Origin of the sequence: Microcystis wesenbergii NRERC-220 (genome assembly GCF_032027425.1) — a bacterium.
GTDB classification, from domain to species: domain Bacteria; phylum Cyanobacteriota; class Cyanobacteriia; order Cyanobacteriales; family Microcystaceae; genus Microcystis; species Microcystis wesenbergii_A.
Genome location: NZ_JAVSJA010000001.1, coordinates 3,004,226 through 3,021,728, shown reverse-complemented (window position 1 = coordinate 3,021,728; position 17,503 = coordinate 3,004,226). Strand labels below are relative to the sequence as shown.

General features: G+C 44.6%; 17 protein-coding genes. 9 read left to right on the top strand and 8 right to left on the bottom strand.

Annotation, left to right across the window (positions count from 1 at the left end):
* Nucleotides 1–61 precede the first annotated feature (61 nt).
* Nucleotides 62–2,527, bottom strand: coding sequence for an ATP-dependent Clp protease ATP-binding subunit (locus RAM70_RS14985; protein WP_002732350.1), 2,466 nt, complete (start codon nucleotides 2,525–2,527; stop codon nucleotides 62–64).
* 599 nt (nucleotides 2,528–3,126) lie between these two features.
* On the opposite strand from RAM70_RS14985, the gene RAM70_RS14980 reads away from it, so the two are divergent.
* From RAM70_RS14980 to RAM70_RS14955, 6 genes are all read left to right on the top strand, one after another.
* Entirely contained in the window at nucleotides 3,127–3,795 is a 669-nt protein-coding gene (locus RAM70_RS14980) for a class I SAM-dependent methyltransferase (protein WP_242017305.1), read from the top strand.
* Nucleotides 3,796–4,121: 326 nt separating this feature from the next.
* On the top strand, nucleotides 4,122–4,346 hold the full coding sequence (gene mazE / locus RAM70_RS14975; protein ID WP_004158853.1) for a type II toxin-antitoxin system MazE family antitoxin: 225 nt from the start codon (nucleotides 4,122–4,124) through the stop codon (nucleotides 4,344–4,346).
* Nucleotides 4,339–4,713, top strand: a complete 375-nt coding sequence (locus RAM70_RS14970) for a type II toxin-antitoxin system PemK/MazF family toxin (protein WP_016515140.1) — start codon at nucleotides 4,339–4,341, stop codon at nucleotides 4,711–4,713. Before mazE ends, RAM70_RS14970 begins: the two co-directional genes overlap by 8 nt.
* Nucleotides 4,714–5,150: 437 nt before the next feature.
* Nucleotides 5,151–5,813, top strand: coding sequence for a hypothetical protein (locus RAM70_RS14965; RefSeq protein ID WP_045357062.1), 663 nt, complete (start codon nucleotides 5,151–5,153; stop codon nucleotides 5,811–5,813).
* 424 nt (nucleotides 5,814–6,237) lie between these two features.
* Complete coding sequence (locus RAM70_RS14960) at nucleotides 6,238–6,447, top strand: type II toxin-antitoxin system HicB family antitoxin (RefSeq protein ID WP_002734849.1); 210 nt, start codon at nucleotides 6,238–6,240, stop codon at nucleotides 6,445–6,447.
* Nucleotides 6,440–6,667 (top strand): type II toxin-antitoxin system HicA family toxin, encoded by a 228-nt coding sequence (locus RAM70_RS14955; protein ID WP_016514648.1) that lies wholly within the window; start codon nucleotides 6,440–6,442, stop codon nucleotides 6,665–6,667. Before RAM70_RS14960 ends, RAM70_RS14955 begins: the two co-directional genes overlap by 8 nt.
* A 147-nt stretch (nucleotides 6,668–6,814) precedes the next feature.
* Here RAM70_RS14955 and RAM70_RS14950 read toward each other — a convergent pair whose 3' ends face one another.
* The 4 genes from RAM70_RS14950 to RAM70_RS14935 all read right to left on the bottom strand — a co-directional run bounded on the left by RAM70_RS14950 (nucleotide 6,815) and on the right by RAM70_RS14935 (nucleotide 10,631).
* Nucleotides 6,815–7,762 carry a PRC-barrel domain-containing protein gene (locus tag RAM70_RS14950; RefSeq protein WP_045357055.1) on the bottom strand — a complete coding sequence of 316 codons (948 nt, stop codon included), beginning with the start codon at nucleotides 7,760–7,762 and terminating at the stop codon, nucleotides 6,815–6,817.
* Nucleotides 7,763–8,026: 264 nt separating this feature from the next.
* Nucleotides 8,027–9,286 (bottom strand): dihydrolipoamide acetyltransferase family protein, encoded by a 1,260-nt coding sequence (locus tag RAM70_RS14945; protein ID WP_312674397.1) that lies wholly within the window; start codon nucleotides 9,284–9,286, stop codon nucleotides 8,027–8,029.
* Between the two features lie 341 nt (nucleotides 9,287–9,627).
* Nucleotides 9,628–10,371: a DUF561 domain-containing protein gene (locus tag RAM70_RS14940; RefSeq protein ID WP_045357051.1), complete on the bottom strand. Its 744-nt coding sequence runs from the start codon at nucleotides 10,369–10,371 to the stop codon at nucleotides 9,628–9,630.
* A gap of 92 nt (nucleotides 10,372–10,463) precedes the next feature.
* Nucleotides 10,464–10,631: a hypothetical protein gene (locus RAM70_RS14935; protein ID WP_002756735.1), complete on the bottom strand. Its 168-nt coding sequence runs from the start codon at nucleotides 10,629–10,631 to the stop codon at nucleotides 10,464–10,466.
* Between the two features lie 191 nt (nucleotides 10,632–10,822).
* Here RAM70_RS14935 and glmU point away from each other — a divergent pair, with 191 nt between their 5' ends.
* A complete protein-coding gene (glmU, locus tag RAM70_RS14930; protein WP_312675942.1) occupies nucleotides 10,823–12,175 on the top strand; it encodes a bifunctional UDP-N-acetylglucosamine diphosphorylase/glucosamine-1-phosphate N-acetyltransferase GlmU in 1,353 nt (450 codons plus the stop codon).
* A 302-nt stretch (nucleotides 12,176–12,477) separates the two neighbouring features.
* On the opposite strand, the gene RAM70_RS14925 is transcribed toward glmU, so the two are convergent.
* Entirely contained in the window at nucleotides 12,478–13,923 is a 1,446-nt protein-coding gene (locus RAM70_RS14925; protein ID WP_045357038.1) for a DUF3370 domain-containing protein, read from the bottom strand.
* A 148-nt stretch (nucleotides 13,924–14,071) separates the two neighbouring features.
* Complete coding sequence (locus tag RAM70_RS14920) at nucleotides 14,072–14,281, bottom strand: ISAs1 family transposase (RefSeq protein WP_376750920.1); 210 nt, start codon at nucleotides 14,279–14,281, stop codon at nucleotides 14,072–14,074.
* A 157-nt stretch (nucleotides 14,282–14,438) separates the two neighbouring features.
* Here RAM70_RS14920 and RAM70_RS14915 point away from each other — a divergent pair, with 157 nt between their 5' ends.
* A complete protein-coding gene (locus tag RAM70_RS14915; RefSeq protein WP_312674394.1) occupies nucleotides 14,439–15,020 on the top strand; it encodes a thioredoxin family protein in 582 nt (193 codons plus the stop codon).
* Between the two features lie 139 nt (nucleotides 15,021–15,159).
* Here RAM70_RS14915 and RAM70_RS14910 read toward each other — a convergent pair whose 3' ends face one another.
* Nucleotides 15,160–16,410, bottom strand: coding sequence for an FGGY-family carbohydrate kinase (locus RAM70_RS14910; RefSeq protein WP_312675940.1), 1,251 nt, complete (start codon nucleotides 16,408–16,410; stop codon nucleotides 15,160–15,162).
* Between the two features lie 2 nt (nucleotides 16,411–16,412).
* On the opposite strand from RAM70_RS14910, the gene RAM70_RS14905 reads away from it, so the two are divergent.
* The gene (locus tag RAM70_RS14905; RefSeq protein WP_312674392.1) at nucleotides 16,413–17,471 is read left to right on the top strand and encodes a tocopherol cyclase family protein; all 1,059 of its coding nucleotides are present in this window, start codon (nucleotides 16,413–16,415) and stop codon (nucleotides 17,469–17,471) included.
* Nucleotides 17,472–17,503 lie beyond the last annotated feature (32 nt).

The window sequence follows — 17,503 nt, the reverse complement described above, 5'->3', positions numbered from 1 at the left end:
ATTTTTACGAGAAAAGGTGAGCAAAAAGCCCACCTTTTATTTAACTAATTCCAGTGAGAATTTATTCGATCACGGGAGCGATTAACTCGCGTCTTTCCCCCGAAATAACTTTCACCTTACCTTCCTCATCGATATCGACCATGGCCGTATCCCCATCGGAAACCCGTCCGGAGAGAATTTCCTCAGCCAGAACATCTTCCAACAGACGCATAATCGCACGACGTAAGGGACGAGCGCCGTAGGCCGGATTATAACCTTCCTCGATCAAGCGTTCTTTAAACTTATCGGTGACAGACAAAGTAATATTTTGTTCTGTCAGACGTTTAAACACATCCTTGAGCAGGATTTCGGCGATTTCCTTCACTTCTTCCTTATTGAGTTGACGGAAGACAATAATCTCATCGAGACGGTTGAGGAATTCCGGGCGGAAATATTGTTTTAATTCCTCATTAACCAGCGATCGAATGCGATTATACTGGGCCTCGGCCTGATTATCGGCAAACTCGAAACCTAAACCACCGCCACCCTTCTCGATCACTTTAGAACCGATGTTCGAGGTCATGATCAACAGGGTATTTTTAAAGTCCACCGTGCGACCTTTGGCATCGGTCAAACGTCCATCTTCAAGGATTTGCAGAAGCATATTGAAGACATCGGGGTGAGCTTTTTCGATTTCGTCGAATAGCACCACCGTATAAGGACGACGACGCACCGCTTCCGTTAATTGTCCCCCTTCGTTGTAACCAACATAACCCGGAGGTGAACCGATTAACTTAGAAACCGTGTGCCGTTCCATGTATTCCGACATATCGAGACGGATCATCGCATCTTCCGAACCAAAGAAATAAGCGGCCAGAGCTTTAGTTAACTCGGTTTTACCTACCCCCGTTGGACCGGAGAAGATAAAGGAAGCAATGGGACGGTTGGGATTTTTCAGACCGACGCGAGCGCGACGAATGGCGCGGGACACCGCTTTAACCGCGTCCTCTTGACCGATGAGACGCTGATGTAGGGTATCTTCCATGTGCAGCAGTTTCTCGGATTCGGTTTCGGTCAGTTTATTGACGGGAACCCCAGTCCAAGAAGCGACGATGTGAGCGATTTCCTCGGCATCCACAAAGGGTTCATCGTTGCCATCTTCGCCTTTTTTGGTAGAAGCGAGATTCCGGATCTGGGTTTTGATTTCCATTTCCCGATCGCGCAATTCCCCGGCTTTCTCGAAGTCTTGACCGCGCACCGCGTCATCTTTTTGTTTGAGAATTTGCCGCAGTTCCTTGTCTAATTCCTTGGCTGCCGGTGGCAATTGGGAATTAATCAAGCGCACTCTCGAACCAGCCTCATCGATTAAATCGATCGCCTTGTCCGGTAAGAAGCGATCGCTAATGTAGCGATCGGACAATTTCGCCGCCGCTTCCAGGGCCTCATCTAAGATTTTTAATTTATGGTGCTGTTCGTAGCGTTCCCGGAGACCGTAGAGAATTTCGATCGTTTCTTCTACGGAGGGTTCACCGACCATAACCGGTTGAAAACGTCTTTCTAGAGCCGCATCCCGTTCGATATGTTTGCGATACTCATCCAAGGTCGTCGCCCCGATACATTGCAGTTCTCCCCGGGCTAAAGCTGGTTTGAGAATATTGGCTGCATCGATCGCCCCTTCGGCTGCCCCGGCACCGATGAGAGTATGAACTTCATCGATAACAAGGACGACGTTACCCGCTTGGCGAATTTCGTCCATGATTTTTTTGAGGCGTTCCTCAAATTCGCCGCGATATTTGGTTCCCGCCACTAACAAGCCGATATCGAGGGTGACAACCCGTTTTTCTTCGAGAATGTCGGGAATATCCTTGTTAGCGATGCGTTGGGCCAATCCTTCTGCGATCGCTGTCTTACCTACCCCCGGTTCCCCGATTAGGACTGGGTTATTTTTGGTACGACGACCGAGAATTTGGATAACGCGCTCGATTTCTTTTTGTCGGCCGACTACGGGATCGAGTTTACCCTCGCTGGCCATTTGGGTGAGATTGGAACCAAATTCATCAAGAGTGGGGGTTTTAGTGCGACCTTGGGAAGATGAACCAGCGGCCACTTCGGCGGTTTCCCCTAACATTCTGATCACTTGGGTGCGAACTTTCGAGAGATCCACGCCGAGATTTTCCAGAACCCTAGCGGCCACACCTTCCCCTTCGCGAATTAGTCCTAAAAGGAGGTGTTCTGTGCCAATATAGTTATGGCCCAGTTGACGGGCTTCTTCGAGGGAGAGTTCTAAAACTCGTTTGGCTCTGGGGGTGAAGGGAATTTCCACGGCTACGAATCCGGAACCGCGACCGATGATTTTCTCCACCTCCACGCGCGCATCTTTGAGATTGACACCCATGGACTTGAGGACTTTGGCGGCAACTCCCGTTCCCTCTCCAATTAGTCCTAGTAAAATCTGCTCTGTTCCCACGAAGTTATGGCCAAGGCGGCGGGCTTCTTCTTGGGCGAGCATGATTACTTTAATGGCTTTTTCCGTAAATCTTTCAAACATAGCCTATCCATCACCTACACAAGCGACCCTAGATATGCTGATTTTAGCACGGCTTTTTAGTTTAGCCCTCTTTCAGTGATCAGTTATTGGGGAGCGGCTATTAGTTATAGTGGTTGTAGCTCTGAAGATTTTTTCTGGGGTCAATCGGTCTTAGCTGACTTGCGGAAATGCCCGGAATCTCCCGGATTATGGTTTTGTCCCCCCGGAAACCTGCGGATAAGTTGTTCACCGTTGCATAATCCCCCAGGCTCGTGGTCATCCCCATCTCTCGATCGCTTGACTATCGATCGCCCATTTTCAGGTCAAAACTCGAAGTATAAGCAGATTAAATATTACTACCTATTGACAAATGAGTATATATGTTGTAATAAGGGGTGATATACAGGAAGTTGACCCATATCGTTACTCTGGAGAGTGTTGTGCCGAAAGTTGACCTATATCGTTGCTCTGGAGAGTGTTATGCAGAAAGTTTCCGTCTAATAATATAGAGTAGTTAGGCGCTTAAACGGCTTGCCTTTTTCTTCGATTGGGAAAGGTGGCGTGTTTCAAAGTAGCCTTGGCTGCTTAAATTTAAGGTTAACTTATCAAGAGTCACCGTGATGAGCCTAATCAAGGAAATTCCCAAAGCCCTACTCAAGCATTTTGGCTACGAAGCCTGCCGTTTAAGCGACGCGGAACGCCGATGGCAAGCGCGGCATGGGCTGGAGTTCGACTATAAATGTTACCAGAGCGTCCGCGCCTTGGCGGCCACCAGCCAGTTAAGCCTGTCCGAGTCAAAATTTTTGGCCGAACTGGTGCAGGCCAGCGATCCTTCCAGGCCCATAATCGAAATTGGCACGCTGTACGGCTGGTCAACCTTGGTCATCACCTTGTTCAAGCACCCCGGGCAGAAATTGATTACCGTGGACAATTATTCGTGGAATTCCTTAGGCATTGCGCCGGAAGCCCACTATACGGCCACCCGGCTGCGCTTGGCGGAGGCGGTTGAAAAATTCAACGTCCAGCAAGTCAAAATGGACAAAGACGAGTTTTACCGCCAATATCAAGGCACCAGGCCAAGCTTGTTTTTTTGTGACGCAGACCATGGCTATGAAGCCACGAAGGCGGACTTGGAATGGGCCAATAAAATCGGCGCCGATATTATTTGCGGCGATGATTACTCGGCGGAAAAATTTCCAGGCGTCGTGCGTGCCGTCGAAGAAATGGGCGGGGCTGCGAAAGTCGTAGACGGGCTGTTCTTGCTGCGCAGCCCTGCATCGGCTCAATAGTGCGATGCCAAAGGCACTGCGTAGCAGAGCGCATCGCCTCGTGGGTTGGGTTGAGCGAAACAAGACTGGGGCGAAAATAGCTCAATTCGCTTGAAAAAGCGCAACCCAACCACCCCAAAGGTTACTCTTTGTTGGGTTTCCTTGAGTCAACCCAACCTAAAATAATTGCTAAACTACTGCTATCATCCAAAGTTAGTGACGGCGGGTGAGTTCAACCGTTAGACATTCAATCTACTTACAGATCAGAGGCAGGCATTGACAATTAATGTAGGATTAGTTAGTATGATGCTCTAATCCTACTGGGCTGTCGTGGGCAGTTTAGGGCAATGAGTAAGAAAGTTAGCATAACCTTAGACGACGAAGTTTTGGACTTTGTAGATCGACTAGCAAGCAATCGTAGCCGCTTTATCAATGATGTTCTCTGGCAAGAGAAGAAAAGGGTTTTTATGAAAGAGCTAGAAGATGCTTATAAAGATCAGGCCAATGATCCAGAGATGCAAGCAGAAATTTCTGTCTGGGATATTGCAGTGGGCGATGGTCTAAATGCCTAATGGAAGACTAACCTATAAGCGAGGAGAGATATGGTGGGTCGATCTGAAACCCGTTGTTGGTTATGAAACCGATAAAGAACGCCCTTGCCTGATTTTACAAAACGATATTGGCAATCAAAATGGAACAACGACAATAGTTGCTCCATTGTTGCCTGGGAAAAGGACTTATCCTTTTGTTGTCAATATTACCCCGACAGTGCAGAATGGACTAGACGGAGATCGACACATCAACTTAAGTCAAATGAGGGCTGTAGATTCTCAAAGAATTAAGAATAAACAGGGTGTTTTAGAAGACGTTTATTGGCAAGAAATAGAGAAAGCAGTCTGTATTCAACTCGGTTTCAGTTTAGCTTTTAAGCCTTCATAGTGCGATGCCGAAGGCACTGCGTAGCAGTACGCATCGCCTCGTGGGTTGGGTTGGGCGAAACAATACTGGGGCGAAAATAGCTCAATTCGCTTGAAAAAGCGCAACCCAACCACCCCAAAGGTTACTCTTTGTTGGGTTTACTTGGGTCAACCCAACTACAATAATTGCTGCTCTATTGATCGCCCATTTTCAGGTCAAAACTCGAAGTATAAGCAGATTAAATATTGCTAACTATTGACAAATGAGTATATATGTTGTAAGAAGGGGTAATATGCCGAAAGTTGACCCATATCGTTACTCTGGAGAGTATTGTGCAGAAAGTTGACCTATAATATGTAGTTAGGCAGCAACATCATCTGAGAACAACGATAGTTTTATTATTGTTCTAGTAATATATGTATGTAAGTACCATCCATGTAAGCTGAGACTTGATTGCTATGTCATTATTTGAGCTATTTCAAAGATTCACTTCCAATACCCATAATCCTCAATTAGATGAGTCTCGTCGAAAGCACGATCAGTTGCCTAAGACAGAGTATGGAAAGGGGGAAAGACTTACAAAAAGTGAAATTGACAGAGACAAAAAGACAACTTTTCAAAGAGGTAAAGAATTAGGGCAACTATTCCGGGCAGCAATTGAAGAACATTATTCTCCATCAGAACAAGAAAGAGTAAAAGATAGCCTGTTAAAGGCGATTAACTATCTTGCAATCAAGGCTAGAATATTTCCTGATATGGATCATGAAAATATCTGGTATACAGATTATTATGATCTTATTGAGCTAGCAAAAGATATGAGTTTTGGAGATGATACCTTACCCCACTGGCCTGAAGAGCCAAATCACTCCAATCGTTATCTGGAGCTTACTGCTTCTGATCTGATTCAAATTTTTCTTGGCTTCTCAGAAGAAGCTTTATTAGATGAGTATCAGTTTGGAGCAGATGTAGATAAGTGGGTTAAGTATCTATTGAGGGAAACCTTAAAGTCTAGGCAACGTTTCGCGCGAGAACGCCAAAAACAGAACGATGCTCTACGCTTTTCACCTGACATTTATAAAGTAATCGAGCGAGAGAAAAATCAACAAAATATTGATCAGTGAAATTCAACCTAACCAACCTAACAAGCGGCTGCACTCGGAACGGATCGTTACTCTGTTGTTATTGATACAAACATTACTACCGTCCGGTGATCCGCATGCCGTTAGACAGAATTTTCGGACAAATTGAGGATAAAAGATGTTAATTAGACCATCAAAGTTAAAGTTCAAGATAGAAAAACTTTATTTTGCTTTAATATTTTCCATTCTCTATATCGACTCTACGCCTGTTTTTGCACAATCTTCTCACTCAATTCTAGGAAGGTGGGACAATATTAGATTAAGTACTAATAACTTAATATCTTATAGAGTTTTTCAAAAAGCTTGAGTTGGGTCAATGATCGGGAAACATAACTATTTTCTAACCAAACGATTAGGAAACAGTTATGTTATGATTTTCAGAGTAAGCCTGAGATGATAAAACACCATGAAAAATCGCATCTTTACTGTTATTTTGTACAAAGAAGATAATATGTACATTGCTGAATGTCCAGAAGTTGGCACAGTAGATCAAGGAGAAACAATTGAGCAGGCGATTGCTGGATTGAAAGAAGCCACACGGCTTTACCTAGAGGAATTTACCTTACCAGAAACATCCCCTAGATTTGTGACCAGTATTGAGGTTAGTTATGCCTAAGCTGCCACGAATCTCTAGTGGGGAGGCAATTAGATCTCTTGAACGCTTAGGCTTCGAGCAAGTTCGTCAAACAGGTAGCCATGTTGTGATGAAGAAAGAAACCGAAGAGGGCAAAATTGGTTGTGTTGTCCCTTTACATCGGGAATTGAAGGTTGGTACATTAAGTGGAATTCTGAAACAAGCCCAAGTCACAGTTGAAGAGTTCATTGAAAATCTGTAAAGTCTGACAAATCACTGCACTCGACGTGATCCCCAAAATATTTAGTCCCCCCAGAGAACCCCCTTTGTCCACATAGCACACTTTTCTTTTTTTGTCAAATTTTATGTTAAGAAAGATGTAACTAATGGATAGGGGGACTGTCAAAGATTAACCGTCTTCGTATTCGGGGATTCTCTCTTTTTTCTTCTCGGTGATATTGATGCGGGGGGGATTGTAATCTGGTTCCACGTCATCATCCCACATATCATCCTCGGCCTTATCTTCGTAATCGTCGTACTGAGGACGAGAAAAGCTTTCTGTGCGTTCTGAGCGAGCTTCTCCCCAATTATCTTCTTCTTCCTCGTATTCTTCCTCATAATAACGAGCTTCGGCCCGTTTTTGCGGTGGGGGAGTGGCGCGCAGGGGTTCTTTTTCCCATTCGTCTTCACTCCAGCGTTCTTCAACGGGTTTAGCGGCCTCCACGGGGGTGCGGAGGGGAATACCCGTACCTAACTGATTTTCTGGACGAGCAGCGGGAGTATAATAAGCTTCTTCCTCTTCTCTTTCCCAGGGGGGACGACCAATACCCAAACGTTCCAACACTCCCACACTAACTTGGGTGAGACGTTCTTCAGCCCCTTCAAAGACAATTAAGCGATTGGGACCGCTGCTAACCACTTCTTCAATGGAAATTTCGTAGGTACTGATCAATTGTTCGGGGATAAGAGGCAATCCCAGGGAAGCGATGATAATGGAATGTAATTGACCACTAAGGGGATTAAATTGATAATCGCGGACTTTGCCTAAAGGTTCGCCGGTTTCCGTGATCACTTCACTACCGATTAAGGGAGTATAAGCATCGATATCGACGGATTCCAAGACGTTATCATCTTCAACGAGAACCACGTCTCCCGTCTGACTGATGCTCGATAAATACATATATTGAGGCATTCCCGACAGGGAGAGGATATTATCGCGGAGTCCCAGGGCAACCACTTCTCGTTGATCGATATCTACTAGGATATCTTTAACAACGCCGAGTTTTTTGCCTGTATTGCGAGTGATAACCTGTGTATTTAAAAATTCTGAACGTAAGCGACTATTCTCTGTGATCATTTTTTCCTATGGGTAGGCGTTAGGTCGTGGGAATACGAATTAGTGTAGGCTTAATATATAGGGCGAGATTGAGGGTTAATTTACCGATATTAGCTTATATCTTAAAGTTCCCTGAGATTAACACTTTTTTTGGCCTTGTTTGGGCGATAGTTTCGGGTGATAGATAAGGTTAAACCCATTTTAGCTAATTCTTTACATTTTTTTAGTAACAACAAAGCAGGAGCTAGAGAGAAACTCCCTTGGCTCCTGCTGTCTAGATTCTGATTACATAGTTAAGGACTGCACCTCAGTTTCGATCAGTTTAGCCAAGTCTTGCAGAAAGGAGGCAGCATCGGCCCCGTAGATGACTCGGTGGTCACTGGTGAGATTAACCGTCATCTGTTTTTGCACTCCGAATAAACCATCTTTATTGACGACGATTTGGGGACGGGAAGCACCCACGGCCAGGATTGCGCCTTGGTTGGGGGGTAAGATAGCGGTAAAGCGATCGACTCCGAACATTCCCAGATTAGAAATGGTAAAAGTACCGCTATTATATTCTTCCGGTTGCAGTTGTTTACTGCGGGCGCGATCGACTAAATCTTTCCAACTGCGGGAGAGGGAATAGATATCCATCTGGTTAGCAGAGCGCAAAACCGGCGTAATTAAGCCACCATCGGGCATAGCTACGGCTACGGCCACGTTAATCGCCCCGTGGTATTGAATTCCTGCATCGCTATAGCTGGCATTAACGATCGGATGTTTAGCGAGGGTATTAGCTACCGCTTTTGCTAACAGGGCCGTCATGGTGACACCCTTAGATTTTAGCTGTTGATAGAGTTGATCCAGTGGGTCGGTGGTGATAGTGTAGCCCACTTGGAAGGTGGGAACCTGTAGGCTAACCGACATATTCTGGGCGACGGCTTTTTGCAGAGTGGTGAGGGGAACAGTCCGTCCGACTGGGGCGCTGGTTGGAATCGGGGCTTTAGGAGCCGCTACAGGCACGCTGACGGGTTGCGGGGGAGTAATGACGGGAGCGGGGGCGGTGCTGACTTTTCCTGTCGCTTTTTCTACGTCTTCGGCGGTAATTCGTCCGTGGGGGCCGCTACCCACTAGGGTTTTCAGATCTACCTTTAATTCTTTAGCCAGTTTTTTGGCCCTGGGAGAGGCGACTAAACGGCCATTCTCTTTAACGGCGGCAACGGGGATCGAAACGGGAGGCGGAGCGATTTCTGGGGTCTCTACGGGCTTGCTAGGGGCAGCTGCGGCGGTTTTTCCCTGAGCTTTGGCCAGTTCAATTTCCGCTTCAGTTTCGGCGATATAGGCGATCGCTTCCCCCACGGGTGCTTCCTGGCCAGCTTCGACTAAAATTACAGCGAGATAGCCATCATAAAACGATTCCACGTCCATGTCGGCTTTGTCGGATTCGACCACTAACACCGTTTCCCCTTTGCTGACTTTTTCCCCGGGGGACTTCACCCAAGAAACTATTTTTCCTTCGGTCATGGTGGAACTGAGCGCGGGCATGAAGATATCTCGAATCATGGTGGAGTGCTTCTATCTCTAATGTTTTGAGCCATAGGGCATTTTACCACAGTTGATGGGGATGGGGGAGTGGGGAAGTGGGAAGTGGGAAGTGGGGTGTGGGGTGTGGGGAAGTGGGGAAGTGGGGTGTGGGGAAGTGGGAAGAATAAATAAAATAATCTACTGAATCCTGAATCCTGCCTCCTGACTCCTGAATCCTGCCTCCTGCCTCCTGACGACCGCCTCCTGCCTCCTGACGACCGACTCCTGACGACCGACTCCTGACTCCTGATAACTGATAACAGAGGGAAAAAGAGAAGGGAAAACAGCCCCTTCTCCGTCGTATCTAGACAAAAATTGTTCTAGTTGCCAATATGGATTGGTTGTGCTTGCAGAGATTCGACTAAACCGCGCACGGCTGCCACCATAGCCACTTCATTATCCAATTGATTGATCGCCGAACCCACACCGATGCCGGCCGCTCCAGCAGCGATCGCCATCGGTGCGGTAACGCTGGATAAACCGGAAGCGCAGAGGACGGGAACTTTAACCGCATGGGAAATAGCGTGGGCTGCCGCTAAAGTCGGGGCAGCTTTTTCAATCAGTCCCAAAATACCGGCGTGACGGGGTTGACTGCTAGTGCCGCCTTCGGTTTGAATAATGTCGGCACCCTGACTAACTAAAGCTTCCGCTAGTCTCACCTGTTCATCGAGGGGCAGCCGATGGGGAACTGTCACAGACAGGGTAATTTCGGGCAGTAGGTCGCGAGTTTGACGGGTGAGGGCTAAAACTTCCGCCGCCTCAAAAATGCGTCCTTGGGCATAAAAACTATCGAAATTACCGATCTCAATTAAATCGGCCCCGGCCGCCACTGCCATCACCAACAATTCTGGATCGACGGCCGATACACATACGGGCAAATTTGTCAAGGCTTTTACCGCCCGAATTAGGTCAGCATTGGCGGCAATATCGACAAAAGTTGCTCCTCCGGCTGTAGCGGCTTTAACTACTGAGAGAACCTGCGAGCGATCAAAATTATTTAACCCACTAATCACTTTCAGGGCATGACGACGGGCGAAGGCTTGCTGTAAGGCAAAATTGATCATTAATCTACACCTATCTGGAATTCTCAAAAAACATTTTCCCACCTTCTCGCTGATCAGAGGGTGGGATTTGAGAATTCTTAGGGAAATTTTCTTTAATTTAGGTGTTGATTCTCTTGGTTTTTGCGCTTGAGGTTTTGCAGTTGTTGCAGCAGTACCTCGATTTCCGCTTCTAAATGGAGATATTTAACCTGTTGGTCAGCTTGGTAGGTGGTGCGAATCTGTTTCATGGCGGAGGATTCCTTAGTTAGTACAGTTGTCATAGCGGTATCTATAGAGTGCTGATTATGTTTAATTGTTTCAATTTGTGTATAGTACCTTAACAATGTCTTAAAGAAAACCTTTTTATGGTAGTTTCTCAACTGGCACAGGCTCAAAGAGGGGAAAAATTCTTGCACCCAAAGGGATCGGAGTGCGATATACTCGGTCGCGAACGATATTGGCAAGCATGACCATGGTAGCGGTAGCAATTTTAGCGGCGGGTAAGGGAACCCGAATGAAGTCCAGCCTTCCGAAAGTTTTACATCCCCTCGGCAGTCGATCGCTAGTGGAACGGGTCCTTAATGTCAGCGAATCCTTACATCCCCGGCGAAAACTGGTGATTATCGGTTATCAGGGAGAACAGGTGCGAAATACTCTACAGCATCTTGAGGATATCGAATTTGTCGAACAAAAGGAACAGTTAGGCACTGGCCATGCTATTCAGCAGTTAATCCCCCATTTAGAGGACTTTCAGGGGGATTTGTTGGTCTTAAATGGCGATGTTCCCCTGTTGCGTCCCGAAACCTTGCAAAATCTTCTCCAGATTCATCAAGACCATGGTAACGCTGCCACCCTGTTAACTGCTAACCTTCCTAACCCGAAAGGTTACGGTCGAGTTTTTTGTGATGGCAATAATCTCGTTAAGGAGATTGTGGAAGAAAGAGACTGTACCGATGGCCAACGACAAAACCACCGGATTAATGGGGGTATATACTGCTTTAATTGGTCAAAATTAGCGGCGATACTGCCTAATTTAACGCCCAATAACGATCAGGGTGAATATTACCTCACGGATGTGGTCAATTTTCTCGATCCTGTCATGGCTGTGGATGTGGAGGATTGTTTAGAAATTAGCGGCATCAATGATCGCAAACAATTGGCCGCCGCCTATGATATCCTGCAAACTAGAGTCAAAGATGATTGGATGGCCGCTGGAGTCACCATAATTGACCCCGATAGTGTCACCATTGAGGATACTGTCACCCTCAGTGCCGATGTGATTATTGAACCCCAAACCCATCTGCGCGGTGAGACGATAATCGCTTCTGGTTGTCGTCTCGGTCCGGGGAGTTTAATCGAAAATAGTCGCATAGGCAGCGATGTAACGGTCTTATTTTCGGTTATTTCTGATAGTCAGGTGGATTCCGGTTGTCGTATCGGTCCCTACGCTCATTTGCGCGGAGAAGCGAAAATTGGGGCTAATTGTCGAGTCGGTAATTTTGTTGAAATTAAAAAAAGTGACATCGGCAATAAAACCAATATTGCCCATTTATCCTATCTGGGAGATGCCACTTTAGGGGAAAAAGTTAACGTTGGTGCGGGAACAATTACTGCTAATTACGATGGCGTGAAAAAACACCAAACGATGATCGGCAGTGGTACAAAAACTGGGGCAAATAGTGTTTTAGTGGCTCCTCTAGAGTTAGGAAAAAATGTCACCGTGGCTGCGGGTTCAACTATTACTAAAAATGTCCCCGATAACGCTTTAGTTATTGCTCGCGAAAGTCAGCGTGTGATCGAAAATTGGGCAGTTCAGTTTCAGTAGGTTAATTCCGGGATTTAAGCTAAGAAAACTGTTCCTAAATTCCGAGATTAGAGTCAAGATAAACGGGGAGGGAAAGAAAGAGGGGTTGAGTACCATTCAACCGGCGTTGCTGATTTGAGATATGAATTTTCTTTTGTGGGATTTTTAAAACCTAGACCCAAACTAACTTTTGGATGGGTGCAAGATTGTCATTCATACCTTGATTCAGCAACGCCCTTTTTTTTGCTTACTCTCAGATTAACTCCTGTCAGTTCGCCGTAACAGACAAGGCAGTCAGTGATTTTTGTCTGTTGCAATTTATTTTAATTTTCCAAAGTCTTAATTGTAACCACCTGCGGCGGTGTAGAATCAGGTGGATAAATAACATCTAATTGTACTTTTATTTGAGTTCCTGGTTTTAAATCTAGTTTTAATAAAGGATCTAAAACCTGCCCTGTTCTATGCCATAAATGTACATAACGGGTTTGTTGTTTACCTTGATCATCGCTATATTTTAAACGCACTGTACCACGGAAAAAGGGAAAGTCTAATGATGGTTTTCTAAATTTAATTCCTTTTTCAGATAGTCTATCTTCTTTTAATGGAGTTTCTAAAGTGATGCTAACTGTCTGATTTTTATTAGTGTTATTAGTTAAAGGTATGTTGAGTTGATATTCTACCCCATAGTTACCATGTGCTTCGTAAGCAGTATCAGGATACCGCACTAGCATTTTTGCGGTTTGGCTTTGTTCTGTTCCTAACCTTCCACCCCGTAAGTTGGCTATGGGATAAGAAATAATTTTACCTGGTTCGGGAATAGTCAGGGTTTGGGTTTTGGTGTTGTCTGTGAGGTTTGCTTTCCATGTTGCACCTTCGGATATACCTGCGACTCTGCTGTAAATTAATTGACCTCCTTTTGCATCTGGGGGTGTGGGGGTTTTATCTCTTGGTCCTGCAAAGTTACCGTTATTTAATAAGTCTTGCCATTCTTTTAATGTGGGTGCGCGCTCGCTACCATCAGCATTTTTTTTCGCAAACATGGCTAAACTCGCTGCATAAATTTTACCACTGCTATTTAATCGGAAAAAACTGGATCTGCCATTGACAGGTTTTTCTAAATTTCTGACTGGGATAGGATGGTTTAATAACATTTGACTTCCCCCAGCAGGAATGACTATTCTTGCTGGAAATTCTTTTTGACGTACTCCCCGCAAAACATCCGCTACTGCTCTTGCACCTGGTCCAGAAAATGCTTTACCATCGTTATTTTCTATGTAGGGTTGCAAGGTGACAAACGGTGCTTCTGTCATTAAATAACTCGCACCTTGTAAAATGTTAATAGTGATAGGTTTTTTACTGGGATTATGTAAAATTACTCCTATATATAAGGTTTGTAAATCCTTGGGAGTGTGGGTATAATGATGAGCAAATAAATCAAATCTGCCTTGAATGGGAAAGTTTAAATGTGCGGCTGGAACTTTTTTGTTATTAGGTGTAAAAGTAGAAAGTAGAATACCTTCATTTTTGATCCATTCTGGACTGTTGCTATTAAAAACAGGTATTTTATCTAAACTACCAGGTAAAGGGCGCACTTCTCCAGTTTGTACAATTTCTTGGGGTGCTGGTTTTGCAGGTGTTTGGGCGTTTACTTGATTTTTCTGATGATAGCTATTGAAAGTTGTACAGCCGATAGTTTGAGTAATCGCTAATCCTGATATGATGATGAATACAGGTTTGAGGATGTGGTTTTTTGCTTGCAAAGTTCCCATAATTTGATTTTTCCAGTAAGTTTGCCATTTGCCAGTTTGCCGTTTGCCCGGAGCATCTCATTTATGCAAGTGAGTAATTATACTTGTCCCTAAAACTGGTTTCTAGCAAGGCTTTCAAAATAGCTTGACATAAAACCTAATTTAGGGGTTACAAAGGTGTTTCCGCTCCATACCCCAGAGGAATCCCACTGGCATCTTCATTAAATGTAACATCGAGTACCCAATGGAGACTATTTTCAATACTCAAATGTCTGCGAATCACCTCGGCGTGTTTTTGGGCATCTGCTGCTAAACTACTGATGAAGAAGCGAATTTCTGTAGTAGTTTTATTCCATAATTGGCGGACACTGCGAACTATGACTACTGCAGCTCTAACCAGTAATTTAGATAGGTTAATGGCTTATCAGTTTACTGTTTACTGATTACTGATACTGATTAAGGCGTTAAATTTGCGCGATGAAGCATGAAATGCTATAAAAATCTCAGTCCTCCCTATAGAAAAGAGTAGAAACTTTATGGCACGCACCGAGTCCACAATGTTAGATTTGGGGACAAAAGCTCCCAGTTTTGCCTTACCCGATGTGGTTTCGGGTGAAACTATCTCTCTGGACAGCTTTGCGGCTAAAACCGCTCTGTTAGTCATCTTCCTCTGTGAACATTGTCCCTTTGTTAAACACATTCAAGAAGAACTTACCCGTCTAGGTCGCGATTATGCTAACACCAATCTGGGCATCCTCGCCATTAGTTCTAATGATGTGGAGAAATATCCCGATGATTCGCCAGAAAATTTGAAAAAAATGGCGATAACTCTTGACTTTAAATTCAATTTATGCTATGACGAAAGCCAAGAAGTGGCGAAAGCTTACACGGCAGCCTGTACTCCCGATTTTTTCCTCTTTGATAGTCAGCGCCTTCTAGTCTATCGCGGTCAATTGGATGATAGTCGTCCTAGTAATGGAATACCGGTGACAGGCAAAGATCTCCGCACCGCTATTGACAAGGTTTTAGCCGGTCAACCGGTGCCGACGGAGCAAAAACCGAGTTTAGGCTGTAATATCAAATGGAAACCGGGTAATGAGCCACCCTATTACGGTTAATTAACGAAGGGTGTAGGGTGTGGGGTGTGGGGTGTGGGGAGAATAAATAAAATAATCTCCTAACTCCTATCTCCTGACGACCGACTCCTAACTCCTAACCCCACCAACAAACTTTTTGCCGCAAACCCTACTTATGAGACTATTTCAATAGCGTAACCGATTGCTGTGCTAATAGGGCAGTACCATAGGCCGCTTGCTCCTGTTTAGATAAAAGCACGGGAACCCCTAAATGACGCTGACGAATTATTCTCCAAGTCGAATTTTTTGCCCCACCACCCGCACTATAAACTCGCTGTAATTTATTGGCTCCCAATTCCTGTAAACGCTGATAACCTAAAGCTTCAATGCGGGCAATACTTTCTAGTAAACCATGCAAAAATTCTCGAGGATTATCGGGGCGGGGAGTCAGTTTTGCGGGTAAAAAAGGATCATTAATGGGAAAACGCTCGCCCGCTTTTAGTAGAGGATAATAATCTAAATTACTTTCTTTTTGTCCATCTATTGCTAAACTATAATTTCTCAATTCTTGATTAGAAAAAAACTTCTTTAACACTGCTCCCCCCGTATTAGATGCCCCACCAGTTAACCACAAATTTCCTAAACGATGACTATAGATGCCATAGTTACTATCATCAACTTTCTGGCTACTTAATAATTTTAAAACTAAAGTTGAACCTAAAGATGTCACTGCAGCCCCTAAAGAATTAGCACCACTGGCTAAAAATGCCGCTATACTGTCGGTGGTTCCCGTATAAATTAAACAATCTTTCGGGATAGCAAAACGAGTCACTAAATCCGGTTTAATAGTATCGATCGCTGTACCCGGGGTAAAAATTTCCGGCAGTAAATTAAACATCGGTAAATTCTCTAACCAATGGGGATAACAGAGATTTTCGAGATCATAACCTAACTTTAAGGCATTGTGATAATCACTAATTCCCAGCTTACCGTGCAGCAGAAATGCTAACCAATCAGCTTGCGAGAGAAAATAATGCGCTTGGGAAAAAATTTCTTGCTGACTCCACCAAAATAATTTAGCTAAACTGGAGGTAGCACTAATCACGGGATGGTGAGGAGGTGCTATAGCTTTAATTGCTTCTAAAAAGGCAATTCCTCGCCCATCATTGTATAATATGGCCTCAGAAAGAGGATTACCCCAATTATCACATAATAACACCGTCGAGGAAGTACCGTTAATCGCGATCGATTTAAGTTCTGAACGCACCGAATCCCCTAGATTATCCAATAAATAAAATAGGGCCTTTTGCCAATCCTGAAAATTGGCATTAGTGAAGGGATAATGAACCTCAGCGACGATATTTTTGCTAGAATCAATAGCAATCGCTCGCGCTCCCGATGTGCCAAAATCAATACCTAAAGATAAACCCATAGATGTCTTCACAACCCCCTCATTCTGGCTACCATTGGGATGGTATCACTCCTCGATTCTTTGAAGGTTGGTACTTCCGAGTCATGATTCCGCAATTAGCCGACGGATTCGCCTTTATGTATTCTATTCAAGACCCAAGCGGCGGTCAAGTCAATAGCGGCGGAGCAGTGCAAATTTTAGCCATAGAATCTAATTATCTTTGTCGCACTTTTCCCGATACGGATAAATTTTGGGCAAGTCGTCAGGAATTAGCCATTATCCATTGGGGAAAAACTAACTTAAAAATCCGTCCCTGTCTTCTTTCCCCGTCAGCTTTTTTTGAGTCTATTCAAGAGGGTTATCAAGCAACGGCAAACCAGCAGCAAGGACGAATTTATGATCCTGTCACTGGAGAAATCTGTCAATGGGATTATCGCGTTGAAACTAGGTACAGTTGGGGAGATAACAAGCGTCCACCCCAAGCAACAGCAGGAATATTATCTTATTTACCGATTTTTGACCCAGGTTGGCAGATTTTAACTGCTCATGGTTTAGCAACGGGAATGATTACCTATGGGGGAAAAAATTATCAATTTGAGAATGTACCTTTTTATAGCGAGAAAAATTGGGGTTATTCTTTCCCCGAAAAGTGGTTTTGGATTAATTGTAATGCTTTCCCTGAAAATCCCGATTTAACCTTAACCGCAGTGGGTTCTACCCGAAAAGTTCTCAACTGGACGGAATCGGTGGGAATTATCGGTATTCACTGGCAAAATCGCTTTTATAAGTTTGATATCTGGAATTCTCAACTAACTTGGACAGTGCAACCCTGGGGATATTGGGAAATGAGGGCAACTAACGAGAATTATACCATTGTCTTAATCGGGATCAGTGATCATCCTCCCGATCGCGTGCGTGTACCCACGGAAAAAGGTCTCTGTTTTGCTTGTCAAGATACCCTCAAAGGTAAATTATCGATAAAATTGGCTGATAGTCGTGGTAAAACCATTATAAATGCCTCTAGTCGTCTAGCTGGTCTCGAAATTGGCGGTATTTGGCTATCAGCTTGGATTAAACAGTGATTTAAATCACCATATTGAGATGCAGTCTCTAG

Excerpts from the sequence above, each read along its gene's own strand:
- RAM70_RS14970 (WP_016515140.1), top strand. The coding sequence starts at position 4,339 with ATGCCTAATGGAAGACTAACCTATAAGCGAGGAGAGATATGGTGGGTC.
- RAM70_RS14950 (WP_045357055.1), bottom strand. The coding sequence starts at position 7,762 with ATGATCACAGAGAATAGTCGCTTACGTTCAGAATTTTTAAATACACAG.
- RAM70_RS14935 (WP_002756735.1), bottom strand. The coding sequence starts at position 10,631 with ATGACAACTGTACTAACTAAGGAATCCTCCGCCATGAAACAGATTCGC.
- RAM70_RS14985 (WP_002732350.1), bottom strand. The coding sequence starts at position 2,527 with ATGTTTGAAAGATTTACGGAAAAAGCCATTAAAGTAATCATGCTCGCC.
- glmU (WP_312675942.1), top strand. The coding sequence starts at position 10,823 with ATGGTAGCGGTAGCAATTTTAGCGGCGGGTAAGGGAACCCGAATGAAG.
- RAM70_RS14910 (WP_312675940.1), bottom strand. The coding sequence starts at position 16,410 with ATGGGTTTATCTTTAGGTATTGATTTTGGCACATCGGGAGCGCGAGCG.
- RAM70_RS14980 (WP_242017305.1), top strand. The coding sequence starts at position 3,127 with ATGAGCCTAATCAAGGAAATTCCCAAAGCCCTACTCAAGCATTTTGGC.
- RAM70_RS14915 (WP_312674394.1), top strand. The coding sequence starts at position 14,439 with ATGGCACGCACCGAGTCCACAATGTTAGATTTGGGGACAAAAGCTCCC.
- RAM70_RS14960 (WP_002734849.1), top strand. The coding sequence starts at position 6,238 with ATGAAAAATCGCATCTTTACTGTTATTTTGTACAAAGAAGATAATATG.
- RAM70_RS14955 (WP_016514648.1), top strand. The coding sequence starts at position 6,440 with ATGCCTAAGCTGCCACGAATCTCTAGTGGGGAGGCAATTAGATCTCTT.
- RAM70_RS14945 (WP_312674397.1), bottom strand. The coding sequence starts at position 9,286 with ATGATTCGAGATATCTTCATGCCCGCGCTCAGTTCCACCATGACCGAA.
- RAM70_RS14965 (WP_045357062.1), top strand. The coding sequence starts at position 5,151 with ATGTCATTATTTGAGCTATTTCAAAGATTCACTTCCAATACCCATAAT.
- RAM70_RS14925 (WP_045357038.1), bottom strand. The coding sequence starts at position 13,923 with ATGGGAACTTTGCAAGCAAAAAACCACATCCTCAAACCTGTATTCATC.
- RAM70_RS14905 (WP_312674392.1), top strand. The coding sequence starts at position 16,413 with ATGTCTTCACAACCCCCTCATTCTGGCTACCATTGGGATGGTATCACT.
- mazE (WP_004158853.1), top strand. The coding sequence starts at position 4,122 with ATGAGTAAGAAAGTTAGCATAACCTTAGACGACGAAGTTTTGGACTTT.
- RAM70_RS14940 (WP_045357051.1), bottom strand. The coding sequence starts at position 10,371 with ATGATCAATTTTGCCTTACAGCAAGCCTTCGCCCGTCGTCATGCCCTG.